Source organism: Herbiconiux moechotypicola (genome assembly GCF_024979255.1).
Taxonomy (GTDB): Bacteria; Actinomycetota; Actinomycetes; order Actinomycetales; family Microbacteriaceae; genus Herbiconiux; species Herbiconiux moechotypicola.
In genome coordinates, this window is the sequence record NZ_JANLCN010000016.1 from 1 (window position 1) to 19,361 (window position 19,361).

At 69.8% G+C, this 19,361-nt stretch carries 17 protein-coding genes and 1 tRNA gene; 2 read left to right on the plus strand and 16 right to left on the minus strand.

The window, feature by feature from the left end; genetic code table 11:
- Together N1031_RS19080 and N1031_RS19085 are read left to right on the plus strand one after the other, a co-directional pair.
- The coding region (locus tag N1031_RS19080; protein ID WP_259481523.1) for a hypothetical protein at window positions 1-264 on the plus strand (264 nt) is incomplete at its 5' end.
- Window positions 265-794: 530 nt separating this feature from the next.
- A complete protein-coding gene (locus tag N1031_RS19085) occupies window positions 795-1,973 on the plus strand; it encodes a tyrosine-type recombinase/integrase (protein ID WP_259481524.1) in 1,179 nt (392 codons plus the stop codon).
- A 61-nt stretch (window positions 1,974-2,034) separates the two neighbouring features.
- Here the strand turns inward: N1031_RS19085 and N1031_RS19090 are convergent.
- From N1031_RS19090 to N1031_RS19165, 16 genes are all read right to left on the minus strand, one after another.
- Window positions 2,035-2,108 (minus strand) — tRNA-Leu (locus N1031_RS19090).
- A gap of 48 nt (window positions 2,109-2,156) precedes the next feature.
- The gene (locus N1031_RS19095) at window positions 2,157-3,704 is read right to left on the minus strand and encodes an NAD(P)/FAD-dependent oxidoreductase (protein ID WP_259481525.1); all 1,548 of its coding nucleotides are present in this window, start codon (window positions 3,702-3,704) and stop codon (window positions 2,157-2,159) included.
- A 42-nt stretch (window positions 3,705-3,746) separates the two neighbouring features.
- Window positions 3,747-4,994 carry a S8 family serine peptidase gene (locus tag N1031_RS19100; protein ID WP_259481526.1) on the minus strand — a complete coding sequence of 416 codons (1,248 nt, stop codon included), beginning with the start codon at window positions 4,992-4,994 and terminating at the stop codon, window positions 3,747-3,749.
- The gene (locus N1031_RS19105; RefSeq protein WP_259481527.1) at window positions 4,991-5,503 is read right to left on the minus strand and encodes a DUF501 domain-containing protein; all 513 of its coding nucleotides are present in this window, start codon (window positions 5,501-5,503) and stop codon (window positions 4,991-4,993) included. Before N1031_RS19105 ends, N1031_RS19100 begins: the two co-directional genes overlap by 4 nt.
- A complete protein-coding gene (locus tag N1031_RS19110) occupies window positions 5,500-6,006 on the minus strand; it encodes an FtsB family cell division protein (protein ID WP_259481528.1) in 507 nt (168 codons plus the stop codon). Before N1031_RS19110 ends, N1031_RS19105 begins: the two co-directional genes overlap by 4 nt.
- 44 nt (window positions 6,007-6,050) lie before the next feature.
- Window positions 6,051-7,331, minus strand: coding sequence for a phosphopyruvate hydratase (gene eno / locus N1031_RS19115; RefSeq protein WP_259481529.1), 1,281 nt, complete (start codon window positions 7,329-7,331; stop codon window positions 6,051-6,053).
- 56 nt (window positions 7,332-7,387) lie between these two features.
- Window positions 7,388-7,996: a TetR/AcrR family transcriptional regulator gene (locus N1031_RS19120; RefSeq protein ID WP_259481530.1), complete on the minus strand. Its 609-nt coding sequence runs from the start codon at window positions 7,994-7,996 to the stop codon at window positions 7,388-7,390.
- Between the two features lie 5 nt (window positions 7,997-8,001).
- Window positions 8,002-8,496: a MarR family winged helix-turn-helix transcriptional regulator gene (locus tag N1031_RS19125; protein WP_259481531.1), complete on the minus strand. Its 495-nt coding sequence runs from the start codon at window positions 8,494-8,496 to the stop codon at window positions 8,002-8,004.
- Window positions 8,493-10,217: an MDR family MFS transporter gene (locus N1031_RS19130; protein ID WP_259481532.1), complete on the minus strand. Its 1,725-nt coding sequence runs from the start codon at window positions 10,215-10,217 to the stop codon at window positions 8,493-8,495. Before N1031_RS19130 ends, N1031_RS19125 begins: the two co-directional genes overlap by 4 nt.
- A 122-nt stretch (window positions 10,218-10,339) precedes the next feature.
- The gene (locus N1031_RS19135; protein ID WP_259481533.1) at window positions 10,340-11,632 is read right to left on the minus strand and encodes an MFS transporter; all 1,293 of its coding nucleotides are present in this window, start codon (window positions 11,630-11,632) and stop codon (window positions 10,340-10,342) included.
- Window positions 11,632-12,126 (minus strand): MarR family winged helix-turn-helix transcriptional regulator, encoded by a 495-nt coding sequence (locus tag N1031_RS19140; protein WP_259481534.1) that lies wholly within the window; start codon window positions 12,124-12,126, stop codon window positions 11,632-11,634. The genes N1031_RS19135 and N1031_RS19140 overlap by 1 nt, the downstream gene beginning before the upstream one ends.
- Window positions 12,127-12,161: 35 nt before the next feature.
- Complete coding sequence (gene hisS / locus N1031_RS19145; RefSeq protein ID WP_259481535.1) at window positions 12,162-13,484, minus strand: histidine--tRNA ligase; 1,323 nt, start codon at window positions 13,482-13,484, stop codon at window positions 12,162-12,164.
- Window positions 13,485-13,494: 10 nt separating this feature from the next.
- Entirely contained in the window at window positions 13,495-14,196 is a 702-nt protein-coding gene (locus tag N1031_RS19150; protein WP_259481536.1) for a nucleoside triphosphate pyrophosphohydrolase, read from the minus strand.
- A 61-nt stretch (window positions 14,197-14,257) separates the two neighbouring features.
- On the minus strand, window positions 14,258-17,893 hold the full coding sequence (gene mfd, locus N1031_RS19155) for a transcription-repair coupling factor (RefSeq protein WP_259481537.1): 3,636 nt from the start codon (window positions 17,891-17,893) through the stop codon (window positions 14,258-14,260).
- Window positions 17,894-17,952: 59 nt separating this feature from the next.
- Window positions 17,953-18,540: an aminoacyl-tRNA hydrolase gene (gene pth, locus N1031_RS19160; protein WP_259481538.1), complete on the minus strand. Its 588-nt coding sequence runs from the start codon at window positions 18,538-18,540 to the stop codon at window positions 17,953-17,955.
- Between the two features lie 65 nt (window positions 18,541-18,605).
- Entirely contained in the window at window positions 18,606-19,205 is a 600-nt protein-coding gene (locus tag N1031_RS19165) for a 50S ribosomal protein L25/general stress protein Ctc (RefSeq protein WP_259481539.1), read from the minus strand.
- Window positions 19,206-19,361: the final 156 nt, after the last annotated feature.

Below are 19,361 nucleotides of genomic sequence, written 5' to 3' on the forward strand. Positions count from 1 at the left end.
CTCACCCACGTCCACGACGCCGGCAACCCGGTCGGAATCTCCACCACCACACGGGACGCCACCGACGCGAGCCCGGACGCGGTCGAGGATGGGTATACCGAATCGAACTCGACGACAACGATCTCGCTCCCGATGATGACCTACCCAGTGGACCATTCATCAGCTTCCAGCTCCCCATGGCACGCATCGCTGCAATCCTGGATCGGGGCGTCAATCCCGACGATCCACGCCACGCTCGCGAACTGCAACGCTTCGTCAACCTGATCGGCTGACCCCAAGCGCGCAACAATCTGTCGCGCGACTCATCGCCTCATCAATGCTGACGACACCGCTAGCTGCTCCGTGACCCTCGCCACCCTCAATTCTTCATCCCACTCTCTGCCCCACTTTTCACTTTCTTCTTCTCGCCTGCACCACTGCCACCCCTTTACTTCCCAACCTCCGTCAAACTGCAACGAAGTTTGGGGGAGGTTGGGAAGCGCGCCCTGCGCGGGGGTGGCAGTGGTGCAGGCGAGAAGAGCCACAGACCCTTCCGCCGCCTATTCTGGCTCGGGGAATACCCACGGGAACACCCAGCAGAGCCCCGATTCTTCGGAGGAAAATCGCTCGCGCGTACTGCTCTAGTTTTGTTCTGTCCTGTTCCTTCCTGTTAAAGGGACGAATAATTGGCCCCCTGTACGACAAATAATTGGTCCCCTAAGGGGGCCAAAGACTCGCCCCCTAGAGGGACCAAAGATTCGTACCCTGCCCGATGCAGAATGGACACCAGAATCGGAACGGGGTGACAGCGGCTGATGGCGAGCATCGAGACGTACTACGTCAAGGGAGAGCTCACGAAGAGCGGGCGCCCGCGTGACGCCGATCGGCGCTACATGGTTCGCTACCGGAAGCCCGACAACAAGTCGACCGACAAGCGCGGCTTCCGCACCCGGCGCGAGGCCGAGATCTTCCTGCACGCCAAGGAGACCACGAAGCATCGCGGGGAGTTCATCGACGTGAGCGCGGCCCGGTCTCCGATCGGGACCCTGGGAGAGCACTGGTTGGCCACGAAGGTCGGGCTCAAGCCCTCCGCCCTCGCACCCCTCGAGTCAACCTGGCGCCTCTATGTCGAACCGCAGTGGGGTACGCGGCCTGTCGCTTCGATCCGACACTCTGAGGTGCAGCAGTGGGTCGCGGAGCTTGCCGCCGGCACCGCAACGACGAAGCACACGAAGCCTGGCACGCGGAGCGCGACGCATGTGATCCGGGCGTACGGCATCCTGGCCGCGATCCTCGACGTCGCCGTGAAGGACCGTCGCATCGCCTCGAATCCGGCTCGTGGCGTCGAACTGCCTCGGAAGGCGAAGCGGGCTCATCCGTACCTCACCCACTCCCAGGTCGAGCTCTTGGCGCTCTCAGCGAAGCAACACGGCACGCTCGTGCGGTTCCTGGCGTACACGGGCGAGCGGTGGGGAGAGGCTGTCGAGCAGCGGGTCATGGATCTCGACATGCCACGCCGACGAACCAATGTCCGGCAGAATGCCGTGCTCGTGAACGGGAAGATCATCGTCGGCACTCCAAAGAATCACGAGGCGCGCAGCGTGCCCTTCCCGGCCTTCCTCGCCGAGGAGCTCACTGCGCAGTGCGAGGGCAAGTCGCAGACTCAGCTCGTGTTCGGGTCGGGTGACGCGCACGTCCGGACGCCCTCCACTCGCGACGGGTGGTATCGCGCGGCGATCCTGCGTGCGCAGGCTGCGGATGCCACGTTCCCGAGGCTCACGCTCCACGACCTGCGGCACACGGCCGCAAGCCTGGCCGTGTCCTCTGGTGCGAACGTGAAGGCCGTGCAGAAGATGCTCGGTCATGCATCCGCCGCGATGACGCTCGACATCTACGCAGACCTGTTCGACGACGACCTCGACGCCGTGGGTACGCATTTGGATGCGGCTCGGTCACAGGCGCTCGTGGGTATCTCGTGGGTGCGGAGCGCCTAGCTCGGATGTCCCCCACCCTGAGATCCGCGCCGTTTCAACGATCTCGCTCGCAGATCTGACGTACCCCCACTGGGACTCGAACCCAGACTGAAACGATTTTAAGTCGTCTGCCTCTGCCGATTGGGCTATGGGGGCGGGGGCCGTCACCGGGCACGGATGCGCGGGGCGGCCTCCCGTGAGAGGTTACTCCGCGGCGGGGGCGGCGTCGGACGCCGCAGCCTTGGTCGCGCGGGGCTTGGTGGTGCGCGGCGCCTTCTTGGGAGCCTCGGCCTTGCCGTCGACGGCGGCCTCGGGGGCGGGGGCCGACGCGGGGGCACCGACGAGCTGTGGCTCGGCGGCCTTCTCGGCGGCCGCGGCGGGCGCGGACGCGGACGCCGCGGCGACGGCGGGCGCAGCAGCAGGGGCCGCCGGCCGCGGGCGCGCCGCGAACTTCTCGAACGCCTCGCGCGGGTGCACACGGGCCTCGAGCGACACGTTGTCGCGGCCGAGGAAGAAGTTGTTCACCCAGCCCCAGATGACGCGGAACTTGCGCTCCCACGACGGCATGGCCAGGCCGTGGTAGCCGCGGTGCGCGAACCAGGCCAGCAGGCCCTTGAGGGCGAGCTTGCCCGACTGGAACACGCCGATGCCGAGACCGAGGCCCGCGACCGCGCCCATGTTCTTGTGGTAGTACTCCTTGACGCCCTCGCCGCGCAGCTCGGCGACGATGTTCTTCGCGAGCAGCTTGCCCTGACGCACGGCGTGCTGGGCGTTGGGCACGCAGTAGCCGCCCACGCCGCCACCGGTGAGGTCGGGCACGGCCGACACGTCGCCGGCGCCCCAGGCGCCCTCGACGATGCCGTCGTCGCCCTCGACCCGCAGGTCGGCGCGCACGCGGAGGCGACCGCGCTCCTCGATGGGGAGGTCGGAGTTCTTGATGTCGGGCGTGGCCATGACACCGGCGGTCCAGATGATGAGGTCGCTCTCGAAGCTCTCACCGGTGGAGAGCTCGACGACGCCGCCGACGGCCGACTTCAGCTGGGTCTCGAGGTGCACGGTGGCGCCGCGCTGCTTGAGGTTCTCGATCACCCAGAGCGAGGTGGGCAGGCTCACCTCGGGCATGATGCGGCCCATCGCCTCGATGAGGTGGAAGTGGGTGTCTTCGAACGCGATCTCGGGGTAGCTCTCGATGAGCGCCGACACGAACGAGCGCAGCTCGGCGAACACCTCGATGCCCGCGAAACCGCCGCCGACCACGACGACGGTGAGCAGCCGGTCGCGCTCGGGGCCGTCGGGCAGCAGCGCCGCCTTGTCGAAGTTGGTGAGGATGCGGTCGCGGATGGCGGTCGCCTCTTCGATGGTCTTGAGCCCGATGGCCTCGTCGGCCACGCCCGGGATGGGGAAGGTGCGCGACACGGCACCCGCGGTGACGACGATGATGTCATACTGCTCCTCCCACGGCTCTCCTGCGCCCTCGACCGGCGTGATGGTCGCGGTCTTGGTGGCGTGCGAGATGTGCGTGACCTTCGCGGCGATGACGCGGGTCTTCTTGAGGTGACGGCGCAGGCCCACCACGGCGTGACGCGGCTCGATGGAGCCGGCGGCGACCTCGGGGAGGAAGGGCTGGTAGGTCATGTACGGCAGCGGGTCGACGACCGTGACCTCGGCCTCGCCGGATCGGAGCCACTTCTCGAGCTTCCACGCGGTGTAGAACCCGGCGTAACCGCCGCCGACAATCAGGATCTTGGGCACAGTGAAACGATCTCCTCAGGACAGGTGGCCACGTACAGGCTACTACTTGCGGAGCAGTCGCTTGAACTGGGCCACCGCTCCCAGGACGAATGTCGCGACGAGGATGAGGAATCCGAGCAGGAGCCCCAGCGGCACCGCCCAGTGCACAAGATCATACACCTCGGTGCTGGGCGGGGCCGGGGCCGCGACCGCCGTGGGCGAGGGCGTGGCCGTGGGCGGAGGGATGACGAGCGTGTCGACCGACACCGTCCCCGACGAGGGGCGATAGGTCGCGATCCACGCTGCGAGATCGCCGATCGGGTTGGCCGACACGGCCGGCACCTCGTCGGTCACGGCCGCCTCGGCGTCGATCAGGCCGTAGCCGTAGATGGGGCCGGGCACCGGCTCCCCCTTCGGCGTGGCCGTGGCGATGATGCGGTTGATGACGTTGGCGGCGTCGAGCTCCGGATGCGCGGACTTCACCAGAGCGGCGAGCCCGCTCACCAGAGGGGCCGCGCCGCTGGTGCCGTCCCAGATGACGTAGCCACCACCCGGCACCACGGCCACGAGCTGCTCGCTCGGGGCGGCCACCGCGATCGTGATGCCCTGCGAACTGGCGTCGAAGCTGGCGTCGCCCTCGGCGTCGACCCCCGCCACGGCGACCACGCCGGGGATGGTCGCCGGAGCCCCCACCTCGTCGGTGCCGTTGATGCGATTGCCGGCGGCTGCCACCACCACCACGTCGTTGTCGAAGGCGTAGCTGAAGGCGTCGTCCCAGCTCTCCGGCCAGTCGATGCTGTTGCGGGTCAGCGACATGTTGATGACATCGGCCCCGTGGTCGACGGCCCAGCGCACCGCATCCGCGATCTGATCGTCGGAGCCGGGCGCTCCGTCACCGAGCGCCACCGAGATCGACAGGATCGATGCCTCCGGCGCGACACCGATCACGCCGCTGCCGGCCCCCGTGCCGCGACCGGCGATCATCGAGGCCACCATCGTGCCGTGCTGGGAGTTCTCCCCCACCGGCGTCTGACCGTCGGCCGACCCCATCCCCGACATGTCGGCACCGTCGACCACCACCCCCTGTAGCTCGGGCACGCTGCCGTCGACACCGGTGTCGATGACCGCGACCGTCGCACCCTCGCCGAGCGTGGTGTCCCAGGCGTCGTAGAAGCCGTAGTCGTCGAGCCAGTACTCCATGTCGCGGATCGAGTCCGCCCGCGCGGGCGCGGCCACCGCCGCAGGCAGCCCGAGAGCGACGACGACGCCCACGGCCACCGCCACGGCGCGACGCCGGCGCCCGCCCGTCACGGCTCGATCGGGTACGCGACGCACTCGCAGACCTCCGGCGACCAGTCGCCTCTGGCCAGCGCCAGATCGCCCACCGGGTTGAGACCGGGGCCCGCGGCGAGCGCGTGCGCGGCGAGGGCGTGCAGGCACTTCACCCGCGTGGGCATGCCCCCCGCCGAGATGCCCGCGATCTCGGCGACCTCCCCGAACAGCGCACGGTCGGCGAGGTAGGACTCGTGCGCGGCGAGGTACGACGCGGCGAGTTCGCCGTCGGCCAGAGCATCCTGGAACTCCACCATCACGTGCTCGGCCTCGAGGTCGCTCATCGCGGCGGTCGCCGCCGGGTGGCTGAGGTAGTAGAACGTGGGGAAGGGCGTGCCGTCGGGCAGTCGCGGAGTGGTGGCGAGTACCGTCGGGTTGCCGCACACGCAGCGTGCCGCGATGCCCACGACGCCGCGCACGGTGCGGCCCAGCTGGGCAGAGGCCACGGCGAGGTCGCGCTCGGTCGGCTGCTCGAACGGGGGTCTCATTGCACGGCTCCGTCATTCTCGAGCTGCTCGGGGGTCTGGGTCGACAGCCCGGCCGTCACGCCCGAGACGAGCAGCGAGGACAGCCAATCCACCTGGGTGGCGGTGATGGTGTCGCTCACCGCGGCGGCGTCGCCGGATGCGGCGGGCGCGTCGTCGATGACGAGGAAGCTGATCTCCCCCGGCATCACGTAATAGAGCCGGTCGCGCGCCTCGGCCTTGATGTAGGCGGGATCGCTCCAGCGGGCCACCTCGGCGGTGAGCCTGTCGTTCTCGGCGCTGCGGTCGTCGACCGCGGCCTGCAGCTCGGCCAGCTGCTGCCGCTGTTCGATGAACACCCGGAGGCCGGGCGCGACGATGATGACGAACATCACCACCACCACGAACATCAGCACGGTGAAGCCCGACAGCCGGCTGCTGCGCAGCCACGCGGCCGGGCCGGAGACGATCTGCGGCAGCGCGACCGGCACCCGCTCAGGGCGTGATGACGGTTCGCGCTGCCGCATGGAGACCACCTCGGAGGAGTGCTCCCGGCCGAGTGCCGGGGTTGCTAGGCGGAGAACCGGGGGAACGCGGTGCGGCCCGCGTACAGCGCGGCCTCGCCCAGCTCCTCTTCGATCCTCAGCAGCTGATTGTACTTGGCCACGCGCTCGCTGCGGGCAGGCGCACCGGTCTTGATCTGACCGGCATCGGTGGCGACGGCGAGGTCGGCGATCGTGGTGTCCTCGGTCTCGCCGGAGCGGTGGGAGAGGATCGCCGTCATGCCGGAGCGCTGGGCCAGCGACACGGCGTCGAGGGTCTCGGTGAGGGTGCCGATCTGGTTGACCTTCACGAGGATCGAGTTGCCGGCCTTCTTGGCGATGCCGTCGGCGAGACGGGTGGGGTTGGTGACGAACAGGTCGTCGCCCACGAGCTGCACCTTCGAGCCGAGCTCGGCGGTGAGGTGGGTCCAGCCCTCCCAGTCGTCTTCGGCCAGCGGGTCTTCGATCGACACGAGGGGGTAGTTCGCCACGAGCTCGGCGTAGTAGGCGGAGAGCTCGGCCGACGAGAGCGACTTGCCCTCGAAGGAGTAGGCGCCGTCGGCGAAGAACTCAGTGGAGGCCACGTCGAGCGCGAGGGCCACGTCGCGGCCGGGGGTGAAGCCCGCCTGCGCGATGGCCTCGAGGATGAGGTCGAGCGCCTCGCGGTTGTTCGGCAGCTCGGGGGCGAAGCCGCCCTCGTCGCCGAGGCCGGTGGACAGGCCCTTCGACTTCAGCAGCGACTTCAGCGAGTGGTAGGTCTCCACACCCCAGCGAAGCGCCTCGGAGAAGGTGTCGGCACCGAGCGGCACCGCCATGAACTCCTGGATGTCGACGCCGGTGTCGGCGTGGGCGCCGCCGTTGACGATGTTCATGAGCGGCACGGGCAGGGTGTGCGCGTTGGGGCCGCCGACGTAGCGGAACAGCGGCAGGTCGGCCGAGTCGGCCGCCGCGCGGGCCACGGCGAGCGAGACGCCGAGGATGGCGTTGGCGCCGAGACGGTTCTTGTTGTCGGTGCCGTCGAGCGAGATCATCGCGGAGTCGACCAGTCGCTGGTCGGTGGCGTCGATGCCCTCGATGGCCGGGCCGATCTCGTCGATGACGGCGTCGACGGCCTTCTCCACGCCCTTGCCGAGGTAACGGCCCTTGTCACCGTCGCGCAGCTCGTAGGCCTCGAAGGCGCCGGTGGAGGCGCCGGACGGGACGGCCGCGCGCGAGACGACGCCGTCGTCGAGCAGCACCTCGACCTCGACGGTGGGGTTGCCCCGGGAATCCAGGATTTCGCGGGCGCCAACGGCTTCGATCAATGCCACGGGTGGTATCTCCTCTGGTGTCAGGAAGGGGGGAGCGCGTTCAGCGCCACCGGTGGCTAGTCTAACGATTCGCGCGCGAGGCCCCGCATGGCGTCGACGGCGGCGAGCAACCACTCGGTGAACTGTTCGGGGCCGTCGCCGATCTCGACCTGCTGCGGGCTGTGCAGCGCGCAGTCGACGGCACCCATCACGAGGGCCACCGCGAGCCCGGCGCGCTCGGGCGTGGTGCGCAGCGCGGCCAGCGCCACGACCTCCTTGCGCAGCTCGCCGGCGAAACGGATGACGTCGGCCGCGAGCTCGGGCCGGGCGGCGAGCAGGTCGCGCACGGCCTCGCGGTCGGCACCCTCGCGCACGGTCTGGTTCATGATGTCGGAGACGAGGATGCAAAGGTCGCGCACCAGCCCCGTCTCCCCCGTGCCGGTGAGGAACGCCGCGCGTCCCGCATCCGTCACCCGGAACGACGACAGGCCCACGATGGCGGCGACCTTCGAGGGGAAGTAGTTGAAGAAGGTGCGCGAGGAGACCCCGGCCTCGGAGCAGATGGCGTCGACCGAGGCATGGGCGATGCCGTTCTCGGCCACGAGCCGGAGCGCGGCCTCATGGATGGCCTGCCGCGTCTCGCTCTTCTTGCGCTCCCGGAGGGAGGGCCGCGCTGCCCCGGCCATGGCGGTCACCGGCGTTCCAGCCCTTCGGTGAACATGCCCAGCAGCCGCACGAACTCGGAGAGGTCGCCGTCGCTCCACTCGGCGAACAGCTCCTCGTAGACGGTGTGCGTGCGCTCCCTGATCTCGGCGAGGCGCCGGACGGTCTCCTCGGTGGGCGAGAACAGGCTCGAGCGCCCGTCGGCGGGGTCGGCCTCGCTGGTGACGAAACCGAGCTCCTTGAGGGTGCGCAGCTGGCGGCTCAGGGCGCTCTTGTCGATGCCCATGCGCGCGACGATGTCGCCCGGGGCGGTGGGGTGATGCTTGGCGATGTGGCCGAGCACGAGATACCCCGAAGGCTGGAGCTCCTCCGAGAACAGGCCCGCGTTGCGGTGCACGATGGTGCGCACGGCGCGCAGCACCTTCGTCATCTCCCCCTCGACGCCGAGGATGGCCTCGGAACGACCGGAGGTGCTGGTCTCGGGGGCGGGGGCGCTCACAGCCTCCAGGGTATCGGGTGTCATGCGCGGGTTCCTGCACCCCCGCGCGGTTCGGAAGCCGGCGCGGAGCCGGACTGTACTCGCTGCGCTTCCTCCGCATCCTCTTCGTCGATGCTCAGCGAGACGCCCTCGGTGTCGCCGGCGATCTCGGCGCTCGAGACGGCGATCGCCGTGGCGCCGGCCGCCTCGCGCTCGGCGAGCTGCTCGACCGAGGTCTTGGTGCCGAGCGCCCGGTTGGGCAGCAGGGCGATCGCGATGATGGAGATGACCGCGAGCGGCACGGCGATGAGGAACACATCGGCCACCGCCTCGCCATAGGCCGACTCCACCAGGATGCGGATGGGGTCGGGCAGCGTGCTGAGGTCGGGGATCGATCCGCCCTCGAGGCCGCCGGTCTGCGAGGGGTCGACGCCGAGCTTGGTGAGCCCCTCGGTCACGAGCGTGGTGATGCGGCTGCCGAGCACGGCGCCCATCACGCTCACGCCGATGGTGCCGCCGAGGCTGCGGAAGAAGGCGACCGAGGCGCTCGCGGTGCCGATCTGCCTCGGGTCGACCGCGTTCTGCACGATGAGCACGAGGTTCTGCATCACCATGCCGACGCCGGCGCCCATGACGAACATGTACACGAACACGAGCGCGAAGCTGGTGTCGTAGCGGATGGTGCCCATGAGGGCGAGGCCGATGGTGAGCAGCACGGAGCCGAGCACCATGTAGCGCTTCCACTTGCCGGTGCGGCTGATGACCTGGCCGATCACGATGCTCGACAGCAGCACGCCGCCGATCATGGGGATGGTGTAGAGCCCCGACTCGGTGGGGGTCTTGCCGCGGGCGAGCTGCATGTACTGGCTGAGGAAGACGCTCGTGCCGAACATGGCCACACCCACCGAGATGGAGGCGATGACCGCGAGCCAGAAGGTGCGGTTTTTGAAGAGCGTCATCGGGATGATGGGCTCCTTCACCTTGAGCTCGGTGAGCACGGCGAGGCCGAGCAGAACGACGGCGCCCACCACCATGCCGATGCTCGTCACGGAGCCCCACTCGAAGTCGTTGCCCGCGAGGCTCACCCAGATGAGCAGCAGCGACACACCCGCCGCGATGAGCACGGCACCGAGGTAGTCGATGGTGACCTTGCGCTTGTGGGTCGGGATGTGCAGGGTGCGCTGCAGCACGATGAGCGCGGCGATCGCGAAGGGCACGGCGATGTAGAAGTTCCAGCGCCAGCCGATGGAGTCGGTGACGACACCGCCGAGCAACGGACCGCCGACGGTGGCGACGGCCATGACCGCACCGAGCAGACCCATGTAGCGGCCGCGCTCGCGGGGCGGGATGATGTCGGCCATCACGACCTGCACGAGGGCGGTGAGGCCTCCCGCGCCGAGACCCTGCAGCACCCGGAAGAAGATGAGCATCTCGGTCGACTGGCTGAGCCCGGCGAGGGCGGAGCCGATGACGAACACGAGCAGGGAGAGCTGGATGAGCAGCTTGCGATTGGTGAGGTCGGCCAGCTTGCCCCAGATGGGCGTCGAGACTGTGGTGGCCAGCAGGGTGCCGGTGACCACCCAGGTGTAACCGGCCTGGGTGCCGCCCAGGTCGCCGATGATCTTCGGGAGCGAACTCGACACGACGGTGCTGGCCAGGAGGGCCACGAACATGCCGAGGAGGAGACCCGAGAGCGGCACGAGCACGTCGCGCCGGCTCTTCGGGGAGGCGTCGGCGAGGGCCGGCGCGTCGGAGGTGAGGGACACGGTTCTCCAAAGAGGTAAGAAGTTGATCTTCGTCAACCATACTCTCTTGGTTGACGAAGATCAACTAATTACTGCACCGCGTGCAGATTCGCAGTCACTGCACGATCAGCGCTCTCGCGCGATCAGAGCGACTCGCCGGCCGTGATGGCCTCGGCCTCGGCGAGTTCGCTCTCCTCCTCGTGGTCGATGTGGGCGATCGCACGGTGGCCGAGCACCGAGATGAGGGCCGCGACGAGAACCGAGCCGGCCGCCAGATAGAAGGGCGCCGCATCCGTGACCGCCGCCGCCACGAGCGACGCGATGGGCGGGGCGACGGCGCCGCCGATGAAGCGCACCGCCGAGTAGGCCGACGAGGCGACCGGGCGCGGCAGATCGGTGGCGGCCATCACCGACTCGGTGAGGACGGTGTTCATCACACCGAGCAGGGCTCCGCCCACGACCACGCAGGTGATGAGCCCCGCGGTCGAGGAGACGAACAGCCCCGCCGCCACGAGGTCGAGGGCGAGGAGGGCGAGCACCACCCAGAGCACCCGGGTGCGCGGCATGCGGGCCGTGAGCCAGGGGGCCAGCCACACCGAGGTCACGGCCACCGCGATGCCCCAGCCGAAGAAGGTGAGGCCGAGGCCCATCGCGTCGAGACCGAGGGGGAAGGGCGTGTAGGCGAGCAGGATGAAGAAGCCCACGTTGTAGAACAGGGCCGTGACCGCGAGCACGGCGAGTGCCGGGCGGGTGAGCGCCTTGAAGGGCGCCGAGAGCGGTGTGGGCGTGGGCTGCTGGGTCTCCTTCTTCATGAGCACGAAGATGGCGATGAAGCCGATGGCCATGAGCGCCGAGGTGCCGAAGAAGGGGCCCCGCCAGCTGATCGAGCCGAGCAGGCCGCCGAGCAGCGGCCCGATCGCGATGCCGAGGCCGAGGGCGGCCTCGTAGAGGATGATCGCCGAGCTCGCTCCCCCGCTCGCGGCGCCCACGATGGTGGCCAGCGCGGTCGAGATGAAGAGGGCGTTGCCGAGTCCCCAGCCGGCGCGGAAGCCGATGACCTCTTCGACCGTGCCCGAGAGGCCGGCCGCCAGCGCGAACACCACGATGAGCGCGAGGCCCACGAGGAGGGTCTTGCGGGCGCCGATGCGGGTGGAGAGCCAGCTCGTGAAGAGCATCGCGAAGCCGGTGATGAGCAGGTAGCTCGTGAAGAGCAGGCTGGTCTGGGTCTGCGAGGCGTGCAAGCTCTCGGCGATGGCGGGGAGGATGGGGTCGACCAGGCCGATGCCCATGAAGGCGATGACGCAGGCGAAGGCGACGGCCCAGACGGCCTTGGGCTGGCGGAGGATGGAGGAGCCGGCGCTCTGGCCGGTGGCTGGGCCGTGGCCGGTGGCTGGGCCGATGCCCGTGCCGGTGCCGGTGCCGGTGCCGTGGGCCATCAGGCGGCCCTCGCGGCGGAACCCTCCGAGGCGGCGCCGGCCGCGCCCGAGCGCAACTCGGTGCACTCGTGCAGCAGGTCGACGGCGCGGCTGATGATGTCGATCTCGGTGGTGTCGAGGTCGTCGAACATCGGGGTGAGCGCTTCGCCCAGGCGGTCGCGCCACTCCGCGAGTGCCTTGATGCCCTTCGGGGCGAGCGCGATCTGCCAGCCGCGAGCGTCGTCGACCACCGCGATGCGGCGGATCCACTCGACCTCGTTGAGGTTCGCGACGATCTTCGTCATGGTGGGCTGGCTCACGCGGCTCTGCTTCGCCAGCTCGCCGAGCCGCATGGGCCCGAAGGAGCTGAGCACGCTGAGGGTGCGCCAGGTGGCGGGTGAGGTGGTCTCCCCCGTCGCCTGCGCGGCGATGCGGGTGAGGCGATGCGTGACCGAGACGAGGTCGGAGAGCAGGGCGGAGAGTTCGGGTGTGGTGGTTGTCGTGTCGTGTGTCACGGACAACTAGTTTACATAGCCAAACTATCGATCGGTCACTCCGCGCCGAATCTCTTGATCTCGAGGGGTTCACCCGGCGTGTGGTCGCGGCTCACGATCGCGAACCCGCCGAATCCGGCCTGCTCGGCCCGCTCGAGGAGGGCCGTGAGATTCTTCGTGCGCCGCTCGAGCCGCACGCGGTAGCCGTCGGCCACGAGCGACTGCTTGAGCGTGAGCAAGGTCTCGGGCGCGAGCGCCTTGTCGTGCACGAGCACGAGGGAGCGGTCGTCGGCCGCCGCCGGGTCGTCGACGAGATCGATGATGCGCTCGAAGCCGATCGAGAACCCGCAGGCCGGCACCTCTTCGCCGAGGAAGCGGCCGATCATGCCGTCGTAGCGGCCGCCGCCGCCCAGCGAGAAGCCGAAATCCGGGTGCTCGATCTCGAAGATAGTGCCGGTGTAGTAACCCATGCCGCGCACGAGGAAGGGGTCGAACACGAGCTCACCGCGCACCCCGGCCGCCTCGAGGGCCGAGCCGATGCCCGCGAGCGCGGCCACCGCATCCGGAGCCACCCCGTCGGGGAGCACCGAAGCCACCGCGTCGGCGGTGAGCGCGGTCGACTCGGCCGCGACGGCGTCGCCGGGGGCGGATGCGGGCGGCTGCGACGCGAAGTAGGCCTCGAGCGCGTCGACCGCGGTCGCGGTCGCACCCTTGGCGCGGAGTTCGGCGACCACACCCTCGGTGCCGACCTTGTCGAGCTTGTCGACCGTGATGAGCACCGAGGCGTGCTCGTCGGCGGCGAACCCGAAGGCGGCGAGCATGCCGAAGAGGATGCGGCGGTCGTTGATGCGGATGCGGCAGCCGGTGAGCCCGAGCTCGGCCAGCGTGGCGAGGGTGGCGGTGAGCAGTTCGATCTCGGCGAGCGGGCCGGCCTCGCCGATGATGTCGATGTCGCACTGCACGAACTGGCGGTAGCGGCCCTTCTGCGGGCGCTCGGCGCGCCACACGGGGGCGATCTGCACGGCCCGGAACACCTGGGGCAGCTCGGCGCGGTGGCTGGCGTAGAACCGGGCCAGCGGCACGGTGAGGTCGAAGCGCAGGCCCAGGTCGGCGAGCTCGTCGGGGGCGTCGGCGCCGGCCGCCGCCGCGAGGTCGGCGGCGGAGAGGCCGCGCTTCATGACGTTGAAGGAGAGCTTCTCGTTGTCGCCGCCGAGGCCGGCGTGCAGGCGGTCGAAGTCCTCCACCACGGGCGTCTCGATCTCGTCGAAGCCGTGCCGGGAGTACACCGAGCGGATGACGCCGAGCACACGTTCACGCTTGGCCTTGTCGGCGGGGAGGAAGTCGCGCATGCCGCGCGGGGGTGAGACGGGTGAAGCCATGCCCTCCAGGTTAGCCGTCGCGCGCGCCCGCCTCGGCGGCGAGGGACGCGGCCGCCCGGGTCTCGGCGGCGACGACGTCGGCGCGGAGGGTGCGGAGGGTGGTGCGGAGGGCGCGTTCGGGGTCGAGGCCGCGGGTTCGGGCCGAGGCGACGATGCCGAGCAGCAGCTCGCCGAGCTCGCCCTCGTCGTCGACGTCGGCTGCGGCCGGCGCATCCGGAACCGTCACGCCCACTTTCCCGGCCTTGCCCAGCAGCTTGTCGGCGAGTGCGAGCGCGGGCATGCCGAGGGGAACACCGTCGAGCACGCTCGAGCGGGACGGCTTCTCGGCGGCCTTGAACGAGTCCCAGGCGCCTTCCACGTCGCCGGCGGTGCTGAGGTCGAGGTCGCCGAACACGTGCGGGTGGCGGCCGACCATCTTCTGGGTCATGTGGGCGGCGACGTCTTCGATCGTGAAGTCCTCGCCTGGGGTGTGGGCGGCGATGTCAGCGTGGAAGACGACCTGGTAGAGCACGTCGCCGAGCTCTTCGAGGAGCTCTTCGCGGGAGCCCGACTCGATCGCGTCGATGAGCTCGTGGGTCTCCTCGGTGAGGTACCGCACCAGCGACTCGTGCGTCTGCTCCGCATCCCACGGGCACCCGCCCGGCGCACGCAGCAGCGCCGTCACCGCCACCAGTCGCTCGAGCTCGCTCCCCGCCTCCGGCACGTCCACCATGCCCCGAGTCTAGGTGGCGGGAGCGCGACGGGATGCGGCGGGAGCGCGGCGCGAGGCGGCCTCAGGGGGCGGGGGTGGCGGGGGTGGCGGCCTTCGCGGGGGCGAAGAGAGCGTCGAGCAGGTTCTGCACCCAGGCGATGAGGTCGGCGTCGGCCACGGGGCGGCCGTCGACGACGGGCAGGGGCACCGAGACCGAGGAGGTCTGGGCGAAGTACTTGCCGCCCGGGTACATGCGCTTCAGCCGCACCTGGATGGAGTCGGGCAGCTCGGCGGGCGCGACGCGCAGGTTCGACCCCATGGCCACCACCTCGCTGAGGCCCGACTTCTGGGCGGCGCGGCGCAGGCGCGACACCGCCACGAGGTTCTGCACGGGCTCCGGCAGCTCGCCGTAGCGGTCGGTGAGCTCCTCGATGACGCGATCGATCGAGTCGTCGGAGGCGGTGGGTGCGCTGGCCGTGGAGAGCTTCTGGTAGGCCTCGAGCCGGAGACGCTCGCTGTCGACGTAGTTCTCGGGGATGTGCGCCTCCACGGGGAGCTCGAGCCGCAGCTCGGTCTGCCCCTCGGCCACGTCGCCGCGGAACGCCGACACCGCCTCGCCGATCATGCGCAGGTACAGGTCGAACCCGACGCCGGCGATGTGACCGGCCTGCTCGCCGCCGAGCAGGTTGCCCGCCCCGCGGATCTCGAGGTCTTTCAGCGCCACCTGCATGCCCGAGCCGAGCTCGTTGTTGGCGGCGAGGGTGGAGAGGCGGTCGTTCGCGGTCTCGGACAGCGGCTTGTGCTCGTCGAAGAGCAGGTAGGCGTAGGCGCGCTCCCGCCCTCGGCCCACGCGCCCGCGCAGCTGGTGCAGCTGCGACAGGCCGTACTTGTCGGCCCGGTCGACGATGAGCGTGTTCGCGTTGGCGATGTCGATGCCCGTCTCGATGATGGTGGTCGACACCAGCACGTCGAACTTGCGCTCCCAGAAGTCGACGATCACCTGCTCGAGCACGTGCTCGTTCATCTGCCCGTGCGCCACGGCCACCCGCGCCTCGGGCACGAGCTCCGCGATCTGCGCCGCCACCCGGTTGATGCTCGACACCCGGTTGTGCACGAAGAACACCTGCCCCTCGCGCAGCAGCTCGCGCCGGATGGCGGCCGCCACCTGCTTGTCGGAGTACGGGCCCACGAAGGTGAGGATGGGGTGCCGGTCTTCGGGCGGGGTCGCCAGCGTCGACATCTCGCGGATGCCCGTGACCGCCATCTCGAGGGTGCGCGGGATGGGCGTGGCGCTCATCGCGAGGATGTCGACGTTGGTCTTGAGCTTCTTCAACGCATCCTTGTGCTCGACGCCGAAGCGCTGCTCCTCGTCGATGATGAGCAGACCCAGGTCTTTGAACGACACGTTGTCGCTCAGGATGCGGTGGGTGGCGATGACGACGTCGACGGTGCCGTCGGCGAGCCCCGCGATGGTCTCGCGCGACTCCTTCTCGGTCTGGAAGCGGCTGAGCGCCTTGAGGTGCACGGGGAACCCGGCGAAGCGCTCCTGGAAGGTCTCGAGGTGCTGCCGCACGAGCAGCGTGGTGGGCACGAGCATCGCCACCTGCTTGCCGTCTTGCACGGCCTTGAACGCGGCGCGCACCGCGATCTCGGTCTTGCCGAAGCCCACGTCGCCGCTCAGCAGCCGGTCCATCGGGATGGGCCGCTCCATGTCGGCCTTCACCTCGTCGATGACGGTGAGCTGGTCGGGCGTCTCCTGGAACGGGAAGGCCTCCTCAAGCTCGTGCTGCCACGGGGTGTCGGGCCCGAAGGCGTGGCCCTTCGAGGCCATGCGCGCCGAGTAGAGCTTCACGAGCTCGACCGCGATGTCGCGCACGGCCTTGCGCGCCTTGCCCTTCGCCGCCGCCCAGTCGCTGCCACCCATCTTGCTGAGGCCGGGCGCCTCGCCGCCCACGTAGCGGCTGAGCAGGTCGAGCTGGTCGGTGGGCACGTAGAGCTTGTCGCCCGGGTAGCCGCGTTTGGAGGGCGCGTACTCGATGACGAGGTATTCGCGAGTGGTCTTGATCGCGTTGCGACCGCCCGAGGAGACCTCGCGCTGGGCCAGCTCGAGGAACTTTCCGATGCCGTGGGTCTGGTGCACCACGAAGTCGCCGGCCTTCAGCTGCAGCGGGTCGACCACGTTCTTGCGGCGGCTGGCGAGCTTCTTCACCTGCCGCGTCTCGTAGCCGACGGTGCGGCCGTAGAACTCGGTCTCGCCGATGACGGCTAGCTGCAGCTCGGGCAGCTCGAAGCCGTGCTCGACGGCGCCGAGCAGCAGGTAGGCCACCCCGGAGTCGGGGTCGGCCGGGAAGTCGTCGGCGATGCGCGCGGGCACCTCCCGCTCGGCGAGCACGTCGGAGGCGCGCTCCACCAGGCCCTGGCCCTTGGCCACGACCGCCACGGTCCATCCCGCGGCCAACCGTGACGCCACGTGGGCGACGGCACCGTCGGCGTTGCCGTGGAAGGTCGGCACCGCGTCGGCCTGGATGCGCAGGGTGAGGTGCTCTTCGAGCTCACGATGCTCGGGCAGCACCTCGGCATCGTCGGGGCCGAGCTGGAACTCGCTCAGCGTCCACCACGGCCGCCCGGTGCCCGCGGCGTGCCGCAGCTGCGTGAGGCTGATGAACTCGCCCGAGGCCAGGTCGATCGGCGCCTCGGCCCCTGCGGTCGCGGCCGTCCAGGCCGCGGCGAGGAACTCGCGGTTGGTCTCGGCGAGGTTGATGGCGCGAGTGGCCACCCGCTCGGGCGACACCACGGCGATGGCGGAGGCCTCCGGCAGATAGTGCGCGAGCGTGACCAACTCGTCGAGCAGCGCGGGCGCTAGCGACTCCATGCCCTCGACCGGGATGCCCGCGGCGATCTTCTCGAGCATGCCCGCGAGGCTCGGGAACTCGTGTTGCATCTCGCGCGCCCGCTGCCGCACCGGCTCGCCGAGCAGCAGCTCGCGGCTCGGCGGCAGCACGATGCCCTCGACGGGCTCGGGCAGCGACCGCTGGTCGGCCACCGAGAACGCCCTGATCTCGTCGACCTCGTCGCCGAAGAAGTCGACCCGGTAGGGGTGGTCGGCGACGGGCGGGAACACGTCGAGGATGCCGCCGCGCACCGCGTACTCGCCGCGGCGGGTGACCATGTCGACGCGCGAGTACGCGAGCTCGACGAGCGTGAGCGAGAGCTGCGAGAGGTCGAAGCCGCGCGCGCCCTTGGTGAGCTCGACGGGCTCGAGCTCAGTGAGGTTCGCCGCGATGGGCTGCAGGGCGGCACGCACCGAGGCCACCACGATGACGGGGGCGGGATGCGCGCCCTTCCCGGCCGCGGCGGCATCGGCGTCGCGCTGCCAGGCGGCGAGCCTGCGCAGCGCGTCGATGCGGCGGCCGACGATCTCGGCGCTCGGGCTGAGCCGCTCGTGCGGCAGCGTCTCCCAGGCGGGGAACTCGACGATCTGCGCCTCGGGCAGGTAGCTCACGAGCGACTCGCGCAGCTTCTCGGACTCGCGACCGGTGGCGGTGACCACGAGCATCGCCGCGGGCAGGCCCCGCTCCACCCGGCGCTGCATCATCGCGGCGAGGAAGGGGGCGCGGACGCCTTCGGGCAGCGAGAAATCGCTGTCGCGACCGGCGTTGGCCAGGGCTCGTTCGAACGTGGAGGCGCGCGAAAGCGCAGGAATCAAGCCCTGAAGCATACCCACGAGTTTACCGGCCACCACCGACACCGAGGCCGCGCGGTGTCGGATGCGCGGGGTCAGCCCGCGGTGTGCACCTTCAGTTGCGCGGCGGTGAGGCCGTCGGCCGCGATGAGCTCCACGGCGTCGGCGGCGTCGACCACGAGGTTCGGCAGCGTCTGCCGCTCGGTCGAGGAGAAGGGCTGCAGCACGAAGTCGGCGGCCTGCTGCCGGCCGGGCGGCCGCCCGATGCCGACGCGCACGCGCACGAAGTCGTTCGAGCCGGTGGCGGCGATGATGTCGCGCAGGCCGTTGTGGCCGCCGTGGCCGCCGCCCTGCTTGAGCTTGAGGGCGTCGAACGGGATGTCGAGCTCGTCGTGCACGACGATGAGTCGCTCCGGAGGCAGACCGAAGTACTTCAGCAGCCCGTTCACCGGACCGCCCGACACGTTCATGTAGGTGTTCGGCAGGGCGAGCACACAGCGGGGACCGCCAGGCACGACGCGCCCCTCGGCCACCCTGGCGTTGGCCTTGTGCGGCTTGAACGCCCCGCGCATCCGCTCTGCCAGTTCGGCCACCACCATCTGCCCCACATTGTGGCGGGTGGCGGCGTACTGCGCGCCGGGGTTGCCCAGACCCACGACGAGCCAGGGATCCGAGCTGCTCATGCGATCAGACCTCGGTTCCCTGGCTCGTGCTGCGGATGCGGGTGGTGTGTGTGCGGAGGGGTCGCCTACTCGGCGTCGCCCGCAGCGGCCTCCGCGGCCGCCTCGGCGTTCTCTTCGCTCTCGACGGCGGCGGGCACCGAGATGCCGACGACGACGGTGTCGGCGTCGGTGACGAGCACGGCGCCGCGGGGCAGCTCGACGTCCTTGGCGTGGATGAGGGTGCCGTCCTCCAGGCCCTCGATCGACACGACGAGGCGCTCCGGGATGTGGGTGGCCTCGACCTCGAGCAGGATCGCCGCGGCGTCCTGCGTGGCGATGGTGCCGCCGAACGACTCGCCCTCGAGGTGGATCGGGACCTCGACCTGCACCTTCTCGCCCTTGCGCACGACGATGAGGTCGATGTGCTCGATGAGCTGGAGCACGGGGTCTTTCTGCACGTCCTTGACCAGGGCGAGCTGCTCTTTGCCGTCGATGTCGAGCTCGAGCACCTGGTTGGCCTTGCGCAGGATGAGCGAGGTCTGGTGACCGGGCAGGGTGATGTGCTGCGGCTCGGTGCCGTGGCCGTAGATGACGGCGGGGATCTTCTTGGCGGCACGGATGCGGCGGGCCGCGCCCTTGCCGAACTCGGTGCGGATCTCTGCGGAGACCTTATTGTCGTCGCTCATGGTGTTCTCTCTTTTCGTCTGGTGTTCAACTCGACCGCGTGAGCGGGAGGAAAGACCTGCGAAGACTCACCCACCGCGTCGATAACGGATGCTCGTGCATCCCTCGCCGAAGTACAGTCAGGCAGTCTAGCGCATCCGCTCCACTACGCTGGAGGG